Below are 14,760 nucleotides of genomic sequence, written 5' to 3' on the forward strand. Positions count from 1 at the left end.
TGAGCCATGATCAACGTAGACCTGCAACAACTCATCCAGGCGCTGGACGCCGAAACCCGTCGCGATCTGGAGCGTTCGGCCGAGCGCTGCGTCGCTCGTGGCGGCAGCAAGATTCTGGTCGAAGACCTGATGCTGGGCCTGCTGGAGCGCCCGAACGGTCTGCTCTCCCGCGCGCTGCAAGATGCCGATGTGGACGCTGGCGAACTGAGCGCCGCCCTGCAATCGCGGGTTGAACACAGCGCTTCGCGCAACCCGGTGTTCGCGCCGGAGCTGGTGCAGTGGCTGCAAGACGCGCTGCTGGTGGCCAACCTTGAACTGGGCCAGACCTCGGTCGAAGATGCGGCGCTGATCCTCGCGCTGCTGCGCAACCCGATGCGCTACGCCGGCAGTCGCTACCAGCCGTTGCTCGCCAAACTGAACATCGATCGCCTGAAAGAATTTGCCCTGTCGCAACAGCCGCAAGCAGCGGCCAACGGTAAACCGGCTGCCCAAGGCGAATCGCTGCTGGAGCGCTTCACCCACAACCTGACCCAACAGGCCCGCGACGGCAAACTCGACCCGGTGCTGTGCCGCGATGGCGCGATCCGCCAGATGGTCGACATCCTCGCCCGTCGCCGCAAGAACAACCCGATCGTGGTCGGTGAAGCCGGTGTCGGTAAAACCGCCATCGTCGAAGGCCTGGCCTCGCGCATCGCTGCCGGTGAAGTGCCGCAAGTGCTCAAGGGCGTCGAGTTGCTGTCGCTGGACATGGGCCTGTTGCAGGCCGGCGCCAGTGTCAAAGGTGAATTCGAGCGTCGTCTGAAAGGCGTGATCGACGAGGTCAAAGCCTCGCCGAAGCCGATCATCCTGTTCATCGACGAAGCCCACACCCTGATCGGCGCGGGTGGCAATGCCGGTGGTTCCGATGCGGCCAACCTGCTGAAGCCGGCGCTGGCCCGTGGCGAACTGCGCACCATCGCTGCGACCACCTGGGCCGAGTACAAGAAATACTTCGAGAAAGACCCGGCACTGGCCCGTCGTTTCCAACCGGTTCAGCTGCACGAACCGACCGTGAGCGAAGCAGTGACCATCCTGCGTGGCCTGGCTCAGGTCTACGAGAAGAGCCACGGCATCTACCTGCGCGATGATGCGGTGGTGTCGGCAGCGGAACTGTCCGCCCGTTACCTGGCCGGTCGCCAACTGCCGGACAAAGCGGTCGATGTGCTCGACACCGCGTGCGCCCGCGTTCGCATCAGCCTCGCCGCTGCCCCGGAAAGCCTGGAGCGCCTGCGTGGCGAACTGGCTGAAGGTGGCCGTCAGCGCCAGGCCCTGCGCCGCGATGCCGAAGCCGGTCTGCTGATCGACCACGAAGCGCTGGATGCACTGGAAGCGCGTCTGGACGAAGCCGAAGACGAAATGGTCGCACTGGAAACCCTGTGGACCGAGCAGAAACAACTGGCCGAGCGCCTGCTGGAACTGCGTCAGCAACTGGCCAAGGCCCGTGAAGCCGCTGCGGTCGAGCCGGTTGTCACCGTTGAGGAAGACGCCGAAGGCACCGTGATCGAAACCCACGCCGCCGAAGTCGACGAAGCCCTCAGCGTCGAAGCGCTGGAAGCACAATTGAACGAAACCCACAGCGCTCTGACCGCCGCTCAGGTCAAGGAGCGTCTGGTCAGCTTCGAGGTCTGCCCGCGTCTGGTGGCCGAAGTGATCAGCGCCTGGACCGGCGTGCCATTGGCGCAACTGGCCCGCGAACACAACGCCAAAGTCGCAAGCTTCGCCACTGACCTGCGCACCCGCATCCGTGGTCAGGAACAAGCCGTCCACGCACTGGATCGCTCGATGCGCGCCACCGCTGCCGGTCTGAACAAGCCTGACGCACCGGTCGGCGTGTTCCTGCTGGTGGGCCCGAGCGGCGTCGGCAAGACCGAAACTGCTCTGGCACTCGCCGACCTGTTGTACGGCGGCGACCGTTTCATCACCACCATTAACATGTCCGAATTCCAGGAGAAGCACACTGTTTCCCGCCTGATCGGTGCACCGCCAGGCTACGTCGGTTACGGCGAGGGTGGCATGCTCACCGAAGCTGTGCGCCAGAAGCCGTACTCGGTGGTGCTGCTCGATGAGGTCGAGAAGGCCGACCCGGACGTGCTCAACCTGTTCTACCAAATCTTTGACAAAGGCGTGGCCAACGACGGCGAAGGGCGCGAGATCGATTTCCGCAACACGCTGATCCTGATGACCTCGAACCTGGGCAGCGACAAGATCAGCGACCTCTGCGAAGACGGCGCGCGCCCGACCGCCGAAGTGCTGGAAGAAACCATTCGCCCGGTGCTCAGCAAACACTTCAAACCGGCGCTGCTGGCGCGGATGAAAGTGGTGCCGTACTACCCGGTCGGTGGCCCGGTGCTGCGCGAGCTGATCGAGATCAAACTCGGTCGTCTGGGCGAGCGCCTGAACCGTCGTCAGCTGGATTTCAGCTGGTGCCAGAACCTCGTCGATCACCTGTCCGAGCGCTGCACCCAGAGCGAAAGCGGTGCGCGCCTGATCGACCACTTGCTCGACCAGCACGTGTTGCCGCTGGTGGCCGACCGCTTGCTCGACGCCATGGCCACCGGTGAAAGCCTCAAGCGCGTGCATGCGACGCTCGACGGCGACGCCAGCGTGACCTGCGAGTTCGCCTGAGGTGAGTGTGATGTTCACTCAAGTGCCGCAGCCACTGCTCTATGCCGAAGCCTTGCTGGCGCAGTTCGCCGGCCTGTCGCGCTCGGCGGACGGTGCTGCGCTGCTGGGTGACTTCGTGCGGGGCGTGGCAGGGTTGAGCGGTTGCGAATTGACGCAGCTGTACCTGCTCGACGCCACGCACACCAGCCTCGGAATGAACGCCGAGTGCCTCGACGGCTTGCTGCAACCGCGTGGTGCGGCGAGCCTGCCGGCGGATTACAACGGCGAGCAACTGTTGCAGTTCGCCCTGTGCCAGAACCGCGTGGTGTGCTTCGACGACCTGGGCGGCAGCCTGCAAGAAACCAGTTTTCTGCCGGCGTCGTCCACGCCGTGGCAGTCGCTGTTGTGCGTGCCGCTGGTCAACGGGCAGAAGGCGGTCGAAGGCCTGTTGCTGTGCGCCAGCCGTCGCCACATCAACCTGCAAGGGTTTGCCGATTCCCTCGGTCAGCTCGGCTCGTTCGTGCTCGGTCAGTTGCATTTGCTGCAACGTCTGCGGCAACCGCAGGATGCAGCGGCGCCGATCGTGCGCAGCCTGCCGAGTGCCAGCGGCTACGGCCTGATCGGCAAGAGCGCGGCCATGCGCCAGACCTACTCGCTGATCAGCAAAGTCCTGCACAGCCCGTACACCGTGCTGTTGCGCGGCGAGACCGGCACCGGCAAGGAAGTGGTCGCGCGGGCGATCCATGATTGCGGCCCGCGCCGGTCCCAGGCGTTCATCGTGCAGAACTGCGCGGCGTTCCCGGAAAACCTGCTGGAAAGCGAGCTGTTCGGCTACCGCAAAGGCGCGTTCACCGGCGCCGATCGCGACCGCGCCGGGCTGTTCGACGCGGCTAATGGCGGGACGCTGTTGCTCGACGAAATCGGCGACATGCCGCTGGCGTTGCAGGCCAAATTGCTGCGCGTGTTGCAGGAAGGCGAGATTCGTCCGCTGGGTTCCAACGACACCCACAAGATCGACGTGCGCATCATCGCCGCAACGCACCGCGATCTGTCGGTGCTGGTCAGCGAAGGCAAATTCCGCGAGGACTTGTACTACCGCCTCGCGCAATTCCCGATCGAGTTGCCGGCCCTGCGTCAGCGCGAAGGCGACATCCTCGATCTGGCCAAGCACTTCGCCGACAAGGCCTGCGCATTTCTGCAACGAGACCCGGTGCGCTGGTCGGAAGCGGCGCTGGATCACCTGTCCGGTTACACCTTCCCCGGCAACGTGCGCGAACTCAAAGGTCTGGTCGAACGGGCAGTGCTGTTGTGCGAGGGCGGTGAGTTGCTGGCCGAGCATTTTTCGCTGCGACTGGAACCGGCACCGGCGCCGGAAGACCACTGCGGCCTCAATCTGCGCGAACGACTGGAAGCGGTCGAACGCAATCTGCTTCTCGATTGCCTGCGCAAGAACGACGGCAATCAGACGCTCGCCGCCCGGGAACTGGGCTTGCCCCGGCGCACGCTGCTTTACCGGCTTGGCCGTTTGAACATCAATCTGGGTGACTTCGATGGGTAGGCAAAAGTCCGTCGGTTTCACCTCGTCCGCTTATATCAGCGCCGCCCGAAAGGGTCGGCGCTTTGTGCTTTGTCTACACCTGGAGACCCTCTGATGTCTGTTCGTCACTGGCACGCTGTCCTGCTGACCCTCGTCGTTCTATGCGGCCTCGGCGGCTGTAGCGGCAATTACAAATTCAACGATAACGATTACCGCCCATTGGGTGATCCGCAGGCGGTCAATCGCGGCAAGTGACCGCAAGGAGCATCAAACATGGAATTGGTTTTCGAAATGCTGAACACCAAGCAGTTCGTGCCCACCGAGCTGTGCCAGCGGACCTTCAAACAGGCCGGCGGCGTGATCGGGCGGGGCGAGGACTGCGACTGGATCATCCCTGACCGCAAGCGTCACTTGTCCAACCACCACGCGATCGTGAGTTATCGCGAGGGCACGTTCTTCCTGACCGACACCAGCAGCAACGGTGTTCAGGACGGCGACAGCGGCGCTCGTCTGCACAAGGGCGAACCGGTGCGCATCGAGCACGGCAGCACCTACGTGCTGGGCGACTTCGAGATTCGCGCGCGTCTGGTGCGCGACCCGGCGACCTTTGACGGTGAAGCGGGCCTGCCACGGGCCGCCGGCACCATCATTCCGGACGACGCGTTCCTCGACCTCGATCCGTTGAAGTCGCTGGAGCAGCAAGAGCGCGTGTACTCGGAATTCGAGGAAATGCTCGCGCCGGTCACTGACCCGGAAGACTCCCGTCAGCGCGCCGACTATGCGCGCATCGACATGGAAAGCCTGATGGTGCCGGAGCTGATCGTCGAGCCCAAGCCTGAACCTGCGCCGGCTCCGAAAGAGGTCGAGCGTCAGCCACAGGGTTTCTGGGATCACTTCGGTGCAGCGCTGGGTGTCGATCTGAAAGGCCTGAGCCATGACGAGCGCGAGGCGCTGGCGGTCAATGCCGCACGCCTGCTGCGCCAGAGCATCGGCGGTCTGCAACAGAGCCTGCGCACCCGCTCCGAGCTGAAAAACGAACTGCGTCTGGCCCAGACCACCGTGCAAGGCACCAACAAGAATCCGCTGAAATTCGCCGTCGATCCGAGCGAAGCGCTGGACATCCTGTTGCAGCCGCACAAGCCGGGCCACTTGCCGGCCGAGCAGGCAATCTCTCGTGCGTTCCGCGACTTGCAGGCGCATCAGGTGGCGCTGCTGACCGCCAGCCGTGCGGCGGTGCGCGGCACCCTGGAGCACTTCTCGCCGGAGCAGTTGACCCTGCGTTTCGAGCGCGACAACAAGCCGTTGCTCGCCACTTCCGGTGGCCGCTGGAGAGCGTTCAACCGCTACCACCACGCGCTGCGTCAGGACGATGAGTGGAGCGAGCGCCTGCTGGCCCGCGACTTCGCCCAGGCTTACGAAGAACAGATCCGCCTGATCTCCACCCTCCACACCGACCACCAAGGATGATGCGCATGTCTCGCCGCTCGACCGCTTTTTTCCAGACGCTGACCGCGCTCACCCTGTTGGTGCTGCTCGCCGGTTGCTCGTCGATGTCGCCGTATTCGAAAGTGACCAAGATCAACCTCAAGATCACCGGCAGCGATCAACTGAACCCGGACCTCAACGGGCGTCCGTCGCCGATCGTGGTGCGCCTGTTCGAACTCAAGCACCCGGTGACCTTCGAGAACGCCGATTTCTTCAGCCTCTACGAGCGCGCCAAGGAATCCCTCAACCCGGACCTGGTTGCCAGCGAAGAACTCGAACTGCGCCCGGGTGAAACCGTGGAACTGAAACTCAGCGTGGAGGAGGGCAGCCGCTACATCGGCATCCTCGCCGCCTACCGTGACCTGCCGGAAACCAAGTGGCGCCACACGTTCCCGATCACGCCGCTGGAAGTCACCGAAGCCGATCTGACGCTGGACCAGGCCGGTATCCGCAAAACCAACGAAGTGCTCGCCAAGGCGGATGACTGATCATGAATACCCATAAAGTTATCTGGCAGGAAGGCATGCTGCTGCGTCCGCAGCACTTCCAGCACAACGACCGCTACTACGATCACCAGATGAAGACCCGCACCCAGTTGCTGGGCGGCTACACCTGGGGTTTCCTGAATCTCGAGATCGACTTGCAGTTCCTCAACATGGGCAAACTGGTGATCAGTGAAGCCTCGGGGATCCTGCCGGACGGCAGCCTGTTCGAACTCGGTGGCAACACCGAACCGCTGGCGCTGGACGTGCCGCCGAACACCGGCAACATGCCGATCTACCTGGCACTGCCATTGGTTACCGGTAACCACATCGAGGCCCGTCGCCCGGAGCAGTCCGACGTGCTCGCGCGTTATACCGCCTACGAAACCGAAGTGGCCGACTCCAACGCCGGCGACGATTCGGCGAGCCAGGTCAAATGCGGTCGCCCGGACTTCAAGCTGTTGCTCGGCGAGCAGCAGAGCGACCAGGCCTACGTGAAGCTGAAGATCTGCGACGTGCTCGACACCACGCCGGACGGCGTGATCAGCCTCGACCCGGACTTCGTGCCGACCTACATTCAGGCCCACGCCTCCAGCTACCTGCTGTCGTGCCTGAAAGAAGTGATCAGCATGCTCGGTCACCGGGGCGACACCATTGCCGAGCGTATTCGTTCGAACGGCAAGGTCGGCGGCGCGGAAATCGGCGACTTCATGATGCTGCAACTGATCAACCGCACCGAACTGCTGCTGCGCCACTACCTGGGCCTGGAGCAGGTTCACCCGGAAGAGTTGTACCGCACGCTGCTGACCATGCTCGGCGATCTGGCGACCTTCTCCAGCGACAGCAAACGCCCGCGTCTGGACAGCCGCTACTCCCACGCCGACCAGGGTGCGAGCTTCCGCAAATTGATGGAGTCGATCCGTCAGGTGCTGTCGATGGTGCTGGAACAACACGCCATCGAGCTGATCCTGCAAGCACGTCAGTACGGGATCATCGTGTCGCCGCTGCACGACCACAAACTGCTGGGCTCGGCGTCGTTCGTGCTGGCAGCCAGTGCCAACTGCGACTCCGAAGAACTGCGCAACCGCTTGCCTGCGCACCTCAAGGTCGGCCCGGTGGAGCGCATCCGCCAACTGGTCAACCTGCACTTGCCGGGGATCAAGGTCAAACCGTTGCCGGTGGCCCCACGGCAGATCGCGTTCCACTCGAACAAAACCTATTTCATCCTCGAACTCAGTTCCGAAGACCTGGCACAACTCGAGCGCTCCGGCGGCTTCGCGTTCCATGTGTCCGGCGAATTCGCCGAGCTTGAACTGAAATTCTGGGCCATCAGGAACTGACCGACATGATCAAGGACATGGAACACAACCAGGACGACAAAACCGTCCTGCTCGACCGTCAGGGCCATGGCCCGGCGGCGAGTCCGCTGACCGACTTCGCTGCGCCACCGCGCTTCGAACAACTGGAAGAACGGATGATCTACGCCGCGCGCCTGCGCCCGGCGGAAGCCTTCAACATCAGCCTCAATTCGCTGGTGGCCGCGTCGTCCGAACTGCTGTCGGAAGTGGTGCGCCTCAAGCACAGCGAAACCCGCGAAGACCTCTACGCGCTCAACGAGCGCCTGACCGCCGGGCTCAAGCTGTTTGAAGTGCGCGCCCTGCACAACGGCGCCGAAAGCAGCCAGGTGATGGCCGCGCGTTACGTGCTCTGCACCGTGGTCGACGAAGCCGTCGTGACCACGCCGTGGGGCAACGAAAGCGAGTGGTCGCAGATGAGCCTGCTCAGCAGCTTCCACAACGAAACCTTCGGTGGCGAGAAGTTCTTCCAGCTGCTCGATCGGCTGTCGAAAAACCCGGTCAAGCACCTGCCGATGCTGGAGCTGATGTACCTGTGCCTGTCCCTCGGTTTCGAGGGCAAGTACCGCGTACAGGCGCGCGGCATGCTGGAACTCGAAGGCATCCGCGACGCCCTGTACCGGCAGATCCGTCAGTTGCGTGGTGACGTGCCGCGCGAATTGTCGCCGCAGTGGGAAGGCCTCAACGATCAGCGCCGCAACCTGGTGCGCATCGTGCCGGCGTGGATGGTGGTGCTGTTCACCTTCGTCTGCCTGGTGATGATGTATTCGGGCTTCGCTTGGGTCTTGGGCGAGCAGCGCGACACCGTGCTGCAACCTTATCAGCCGCTTGATCCGGCCGCGGTCCAGCCGCAGTCGCAGCCGTAAACAGGGACGTGTGATGAAAAAGTTTTTCAAGAAAGTCGGCGCCTTCCTGCGCCAGACCTGGGTCTGGACCCTGCTGCTGGTGCTGTTCGTGGCGCTGCTGGTGTGGTTCGTCGGCCCGCTGTTGGCGGTGGATGACTACAAGTTCTGGGAAGGTTCGACCTCCCGGTTGCTGACCATCAGCGTGCTGTTCCTGATCTGGGGCCTGACCATGGTCTTCGTCAGCTGGCGCGCCGGTATCCGCAAGAAAGCCGTCGAAGAAACCGAAGACGGCCAGGACCGTATCCGTCGTGACGACCTGATCGAAGAAGAGCAGAAAGAGTTGAAGGAGCGTTTCAAGGACGCCCTGAAAACCCTCAAGACTTCGAGCCTGTATCGCGGCCGCAGCGAGCGCTGGCGCAGTGACCTACCGTGGTACTTGCTGATCGGCCCGCAGGCCAGCGGCAAGACCAGCCTGCTGGATTTCTCCGGGCTGGAATTCCCGATCAACAAGATCGACCGCAAGCTGACCCGCGACACCCACGGCACCCGTCATTGCGACTGGTACTTCGCCGACCACGGTGTGCTGATCGACACCGCCGGCCGCTACCTGACCCAGCCGGATTCGGAAGTCGACGGCAGCGCCTGGACCACTCTGCTGGAACTGCTGCGCAAGCGTCGTCGTGGCCGTCCGCTGAACGGCGTGCTGGTGACCATTCCGGTGGAAACCCTCACCAGTGGCAGCGAGCAGGACATCGACACTCTGGCTCGCCAGGTACGTGCACGTCTGCAAGACGTCTATCAGAAACTGCACGTCGACGTGCCGGTGTATCTGGTGCTGAGCAAGGCTGACAAGCTGCTGGGCTTCGACGAGTTCTTCGACCAACTGACCCGCGAAGAAAGCGATCAGGTGCTGGGTACCAGTTTCCGCAAGGATCAGGTCGGCACCGACGTGGCTGTACTGCGCAGCGAGTTCGAAGAGCTGCTGCGTCGCCTCAACAGCCAGGTGATCATGCGCATGCACTCCGAGCGCGACACCCAGCGCCGTGGCCGCATCCTCGATTTCCCGCATCAAATGGGACAGATCGGCGAGCGCCTGTGCCTGTTCGTCGACATGGCGTTCACCGGCAACCGCTATCAGCGAGCGACGCAACTGCGTGGTTTCTACCTGACCAGCGCTCCGCACCTGACCCACGAAATGGATTCGACCACCGCCGGTATCGGCGCAAGTCTGGGCATGAGCGCCGGCGTGCTGCCGACCCTGCGCAGCGGTCGTTCGCGTTTCATCCACCACTTGCTCAGCCGGGTGATTTTCCCGGAGGCCGATCTGGCCGGTCTGGACAAGCGCGAACGCAGCCGTATCCATTGGGGCCAGCGTGCGTTGTACGTCGGTGCACTGGGCGCGCTGGCGCTGTTCGGCATGCTCTGGGCTGGCGGTTTCTCGGCCAACTATGAGCGTCTGGAAAACCTGCGCAATCTGGCGCAGAACTGGACCCAGCAACGCACGGCACTGTCGCCGCGCGATGACGCCATGGGTACGCTGAAAACCCTCGACACCAGCTACGCCGCGACTCAGGTGTTCCCGAAGAAGGGCGACGCCGCGTACCACGAGCGCGTCGGTCTGTATCAGGGCCAGGACGTCAATCCAGTGGTCAAGGAGGCGTACGAGCGCGAGCTTGAAAAGCAACTGCTGCCGCGCGTCGCCACCATGCTCGAAGGCCAGATCCGCGCCAACATGAAGGACCGCGAAAAGCTGATCAACAGCCTGCGCGCGTACCTGATGCTGAACATGAAGGATCGTCGTGACGCGGCTTGGCTCAAGGATTGGGTCGCCACCGATTGGTCGCAGCGCTACACCGGCAACACCGCCGTGCAGAACGGTTTGAACGCGCACCTGGAGCGTCTGCTGAAGCTGCCGTTTATCTACCCGCTCAACGAGCAGTTGGTAACTCAGGCGCGTCAGGTTCTGCGCAGTGAATCGCTGGCAAACGTGGTTTACCGCATGCTCCGTGAGCAGGCGCGCAACCTGCCGGACTATCGCTTCAGCCAGCACCTCGGCCCGCAGGGCTCGCTGTTCATTGGCACCGAATACGTGATCCCGGGCTTCTACACCCAGACCGGTTATCAGCAGTATTTCTCTGTGCAGGGTTCGGCGCTGGTGACCGACATCCTGCGTGACAACTGGGTGCTGGGCGAAGGCGCCGGCATCAGCGACATGGATCTGCGTCGCCTGATGGTCGAGCTGGAGCAGCTGTACTTCCGCGACTACGCCAACTACTGGAGCGAGGCCGTTGGCCAGGTGGCACTGCCGCCGATCAGCGATGCCGGTGAAGGCGCCGAGCAACTGGCGGGCCTGACGTCGGCCAACTCGCCGGTGCTGGCGCTGCTGACCGAAGTGCGCGAAAACACCCGTTTCCAGGCAGCCCCTGAGCCGGTGGATGAAGCCGGTGACGCCGCCGATGCGCTGGCGGGGCAGAAGGGCAAACTGGGCAAGGTCGGCAAACTCGCTTCCGCCGTCGCGGACAAGGCTTCGGCCATGAACGTGGCGAAGAATCTGCCGGACACCGCCAAGAAGTCGCTGCAACGTCGCTTCGAACCGCTGCACAAGCTGCTCGACGACAACAACGGCCCGGCCGCTGACCTGACTCCGGCATTCGCCGCGCTCAACGACCTGCAACTGCAACTGGCGGGCCTTGCCCGTTCCAGCACGCCGGAGCAAGCCGCGTTCGAACTGGCCAAGACCCGCATGAGCGGCCAGCGTGATGCGCTGACCAACCTGCGCAATGCGTCGGGTCGTCTGCCGCGTCCGCTGAGCGTGTGGTTCAACGTGCTGGCCGAAGACTCGTGGCGCCTGGTGCTCAACGATGCCTACCAATACCTGAACGGCCGTTATCAGAGCGAGCTGTACAGCGTGTATGGCAAGACCATCAACCAGCGTTACCCGTTCAGCGCGTCGAGCACCAGCGACGTGGCGATCAGCGATTTCCGCGAGTTCTTCCGGGCTCAAGGTACCATCGACCGCTTCTTCGACAGCTACATGCGTCCATTCGTCAGCGGTGATCCGGGCAGCTACCGGATGCGCAGCATCGACGGTCGCAGCCTGCCGGTGTCCAAGGTCTTCCTCGATCAGATGGCTGCGGCGCTGAACATTCGCCAGAGCTTCTTCTCGATCAACCCGGCCGAGCCGACCGTGCAGTTCAAGCTGGAGCCGTACACCCTCGATCCGGCCGTCAGCCGTTCCGAGTTCAAGTTCGGCGACAAGACCATGGAATACCGCCACGGTCCGATCCTGCCGATGAACTTCAAGTGGCCGACCGATGCTGAAGACGGTCGCACCAGCCTGGTCATGGACAAGATGGCCGGTCGTCCGATCGGCATCGAGAAGAACTCCGGCCCGTGGTCGCTGTTCCGTCTGTTCGACCTGATGCAGACCGAGTACCTGACCGGTCGCGATGTGCTGGTGCTGAAAGCCGATGTGGGTGGCTTGCGCGCCAACTACCTGCTGACCAGCCAGCGCACACCGAACCCGTTCGACATGGGCGTGATGCGCACCTTCCGTATGCCGGTGCAGCTCTGATGCTGGTGGCCAGTCCCTGGCGCAGCGCGGCGCGAACCGACCCGGGCAAGGTGCGGTCGCGCAACGAAGATGCCTTCCTCGACACCCCGCAGCATGGGCTGTGGGTGGTCGCGGACGGCATGGGCGGTCATCAGGGTGGCGACATCGCCAGCCAGTTGATCGTCGCCAGCCTGGCTGAACTGCCGCAGCACGAAGACTTCGACGAACGCCTCAAAGCCATCCGCCAGTGCCTGCACTGGCTGAACCGGCGCCTGGGGCAAGAGTTGACCGTCACCGCCGGGCGTCACGACAGCATCATGGGCAGCACCGTCGTGGCGCTGCTGGTGGACGGCAATCGCGCGGCCTGCATCTGGGCCGGCGACAGTCGTTGCTACATGTGGCGCGGGCAGCGTCTGTATCAGCTGTCGAAGGACCATTCGCTGCAGCAGCAACTGATCGACGAGCAACAGATGAGCGTCGAACAGGCAGCGGCGCACCCGGCAGCCCAGGCCTTGACCCGGGCGGTCGGCGCGGCGGAACAACTGACGCTGGATGTGCTGGAGCTCGAAGTCTATCCGGGCGATGTGTTCCTGCTGTGCAGCGATGGTTTGTATCAAGGCCTGAGCAGCGATGCCCTCGGCAACGCTCTCAGCCTGGCGGCGCCACATGTGGCGCTGGAACGTCTGTTCGACGGCGCCCTGCGGGGTGCCGCTCGCGACAATCTGACTGCCGTGGTGATCCGCCAATGACTGAACTCGAATCCTCAGTCGATGATTTGCTGATGAGTGAAGAGCAGGCCAACAACCTGACCTATTTCGCCTTCGCCAAGGAAAACAAGGCAGAGCCTCTGTTGGCGCCAACCAAGGCCAGCATCGGTGCACTGCCGGACGTACTTGCCGGCCGCTATCACCTCGAGCGTCTGCTCGGGGCCGGTGGCATGGGTGCGGTTTACCGGGCCCGGGATCTGCTGCACGAACAGTTCGGCGATCCCGATCCTTACATTGCGCTGAAAATCCTCAGCGAAGAATTTGCCGAGTCGCCGGACGCCAGTGCCTTGCTCTACAGCGAGTTCGCCCTGACCCGACGCCTGCGCCACGACAACGTGCTGCGACCGCACACGTTCGAAGTGGACACCGATTGCCAGCGGGCCTTCATCACCATGGAACTCATGCGTGGCCTGACCCTGGACAAACTGCTCTGCGAGCGGCCATTGGGCCTGCCGTGGAAAGAACTGCGCGACATCGCGCTGCCGCTGCTCGACGCGTTGGCCTACGCCCACCGTCGCGGCGTGCTGCACGGTGACATGAAGCCGAGCAACGTCATGCTCTGCGAAGACGGCGTGCGCCTGTTCGACTTCGGTCTCGGGCAAGCCGAGGAGGGCATCCTGCCCGGCCTGCCGCACCTGAGCCGCGAGCGCTTCAACGCCTGGACCCCGGGCTACGCTGCCCCCGAACTGCTTGAGGGCCAACCGTTGTCGGCCAGCGCGGACGTGTACGGCGTGGCCTGCGTGATCTATGAACTGGCGGGCGGCAAACACCCGTTCCGCCGCTTGTCCTCGACCCAGGCCCGTGACGAACATCTGGATCGCGAACTGCAAGCCCCGGCACATCTGCCGACACACTGCTGGCCCGCGCTGCGTACCGCGCTGGCCTTTGACGCGACAGAACGCACGATTTCTGCTGAACAATTGCGTGACGCCTTGGGCGCCACCTCGTCCTGGCTGCAGCGTTTGCGACTGCGGGCGTAACGGATGACATTCGAACAGGGAGCACTTTATGTTCAACCCAGCTAACGAAACGCACTTCAGCCTGACCGTTGAAGACTACGTGGGCGACCTGCAAGTCCTGTCGTTCACCGGCACCGAAGGCATCAGCCAGCCGTTCCGTTTCGACCTGGAACTGGTCAGCGAAAACCCGGATCTGGACCTGGAAAAACTCCTGCACAAACAGGCGTTCCTCGCCCTCGATCCACAAGGCTCGGGCATCCACGGCCAGATCTACCGCGTCGCCCAGGGCGATGCCGGCAAGCGCCTGACTCGCTACAAAGTCTCCTTGGTGCCGCAGCTGCAATACCTGCATCACCGCACCAACCAGCGCATCTACCAGCAGATGTCGGCGCCGAAAATCATCGCACTGATCCTCGACGAGCACGGCATCAAGGGCAACGCCTACAGCTTCCAGCTCAGCCAGCCTTGCCCGGATCGCGATTACTGTGTGCAGTACGACGAAACCGACCTGCACTTCGTCCAGCGCCTGTGCGAAGAGGAAGGCATTCACTACCACTTCCAGCACAACCCGAAAGGCCACCTGCTGGTGTTCGGCGATGACCAGACCGTGTTCCCGAATCTCGGCCAGCCCACTGCGTACGTACAGGGCAGCGGCATGGTCGCCGAAGAGCCGGTGATCAAAGGCTTCCGGCTGCGCCTGGAAACCCGCACCAGCCGTACCACCCGCCGCGACTACGACTTCGAAAAACCGCGCCTGCAAATGGAAGCAGCGTACAAGCCGGATGGCGCTCTCGATAGCAAAGACGCTGAACCGGATCTCGAAGACTATGACTACCCCGGCCGCTTCATCGACCGCGCACGCGGCAAGTTCCTCAGCCAACGCGCCCTCGAACGCCACCGCGCCGACTACCGTCAGGCCGAAGGTCGCGGCGACCAGACCAGACTGGTCAGCGGCCACTTCATGGAAATGTCCGACCACCCGCGCAGTGAGTGGAACGACTTGTGGCTGCTCACCGAAATCTTCCACGAAGGCAAACAGCCGCAAGTCCTCGAAGAATCGGTGACCAGCGACACCACCGACAACAAGGACGACTTCCACCAGGGCTACCGCAACACCTTCCTCGCCACCCCGTG

At 63.2% G+C, this 14,760-nt stretch carries 11 protein-coding genes; all 11 read left to right on the forward strand.

What is annotated here, in order from left to right; genetic code table 11:
• The first annotated feature begins 6 nt into the window (after positions 1 to 6).
• Positions 7 to 2,664 carry a type VI secretion system ATPase TssH gene (gene tssH, locus AC3WRD_RS25045; RefSeq protein ID WP_102620678.1) on the forward strand — a complete coding sequence of 886 codons (2,658 nt, stop codon included), beginning with the start codon at positions 7 to 9 and terminating at the stop codon, positions 2,662 to 2,664.
• Between the two features lie 10 nt (positions 2,665 to 2,674).
• Positions 2,675 to 4,201, forward strand: coding sequence for a sigma-54 interaction domain-containing protein (locus AC3WRD_RS25050; RefSeq protein ID WP_102620679.1), 1,527 nt, complete (start codon positions 2,675 to 2,677; stop codon positions 4,199 to 4,201).
• Between the two features lie 93 nt (positions 4,202 to 4,294).
• Complete coding sequence (locus AC3WRD_RS25055; protein ID WP_003229566.1) at positions 4,295 to 4,435, forward strand: hypothetical protein; 141 nt, start codon at positions 4,295 to 4,297, stop codon at positions 4,433 to 4,435.
• A gap of 18 nt (positions 4,436 to 4,453) precedes the next feature.
• Positions 4,454 to 5,647 (forward strand): type VI secretion system-associated FHA domain protein TagH, encoded by a 1,194-nt coding sequence (gene tagH / locus AC3WRD_RS25060; RefSeq protein WP_096817222.1) that lies wholly within the window; start codon positions 4,454 to 4,456, stop codon positions 5,645 to 5,647.
• Positions 5,648 to 5,652: 5 nt separating this feature from the next.
• On the forward strand, positions 5,653 to 6,153 hold the full coding sequence (tssJ, locus tag AC3WRD_RS25065; protein ID WP_102620680.1) for a type VI secretion system lipoprotein TssJ: 501 nt from the start codon (positions 5,653 to 5,655) through the stop codon (positions 6,151 to 6,153).
• 2 nt (positions 6,154 to 6,155) lie between these two features.
• A complete protein-coding gene (tssK, locus tag AC3WRD_RS25070; protein ID WP_096817226.1) occupies positions 6,156 to 7,487 on the forward strand; it encodes a type VI secretion system baseplate subunit TssK in 1,332 nt (443 codons plus the stop codon).
• Positions 7,488 to 7,492: 5 nt separating this feature from the next.
• On the forward strand, positions 7,493 to 8,368 hold the full coding sequence (gene icmH, locus AC3WRD_RS25075; protein WP_007954389.1) for a type IVB secretion system protein IcmH/DotU: 876 nt from the start codon (positions 7,493 to 7,495) through the stop codon (positions 8,366 to 8,368).
• Positions 8,369 to 8,381: 13 nt separating this feature from the next.
• Positions 8,382 to 11,921, forward strand: coding sequence for a type VI secretion system membrane subunit TssM (gene tssM, locus AC3WRD_RS25080; RefSeq protein WP_102620681.1), 3,540 nt, complete (start codon positions 8,382 to 8,384; stop codon positions 11,919 to 11,921).
• Complete coding sequence (locus tag AC3WRD_RS25085; RefSeq protein WP_011336583.1) at positions 11,921 to 12,649, forward strand: PP2C family protein-serine/threonine phosphatase; 729 nt, start codon at positions 11,921 to 11,923, stop codon at positions 12,647 to 12,649. Before tssM ends, AC3WRD_RS25085 begins: the two co-directional genes overlap by 1 nt.
• Positions 12,646 to 13,647, forward strand: a complete 1,002-nt coding sequence (locus tag AC3WRD_RS25090) for a serine/threonine-protein kinase (protein WP_102620682.1) — start codon at positions 12,646 to 12,648, stop codon at positions 13,645 to 13,647. Before AC3WRD_RS25085 ends, AC3WRD_RS25090 begins: the two co-directional genes overlap by 4 nt.
• A gap of 28 nt (positions 13,648 to 13,675) precedes the next feature.
• Positions 13,676 to 14,760, forward strand: a 1,085-nt coding sequence (gene tssI / locus AC3WRD_RS25095; RefSeq protein WP_146017963.1) for a type VI secretion system tip protein TssI/VgrG, incomplete at its 3' end; no start/stop codon positions are given.

Source organism: Pseudomonas sp. FW215-R2, assembly GCF_058789255.1.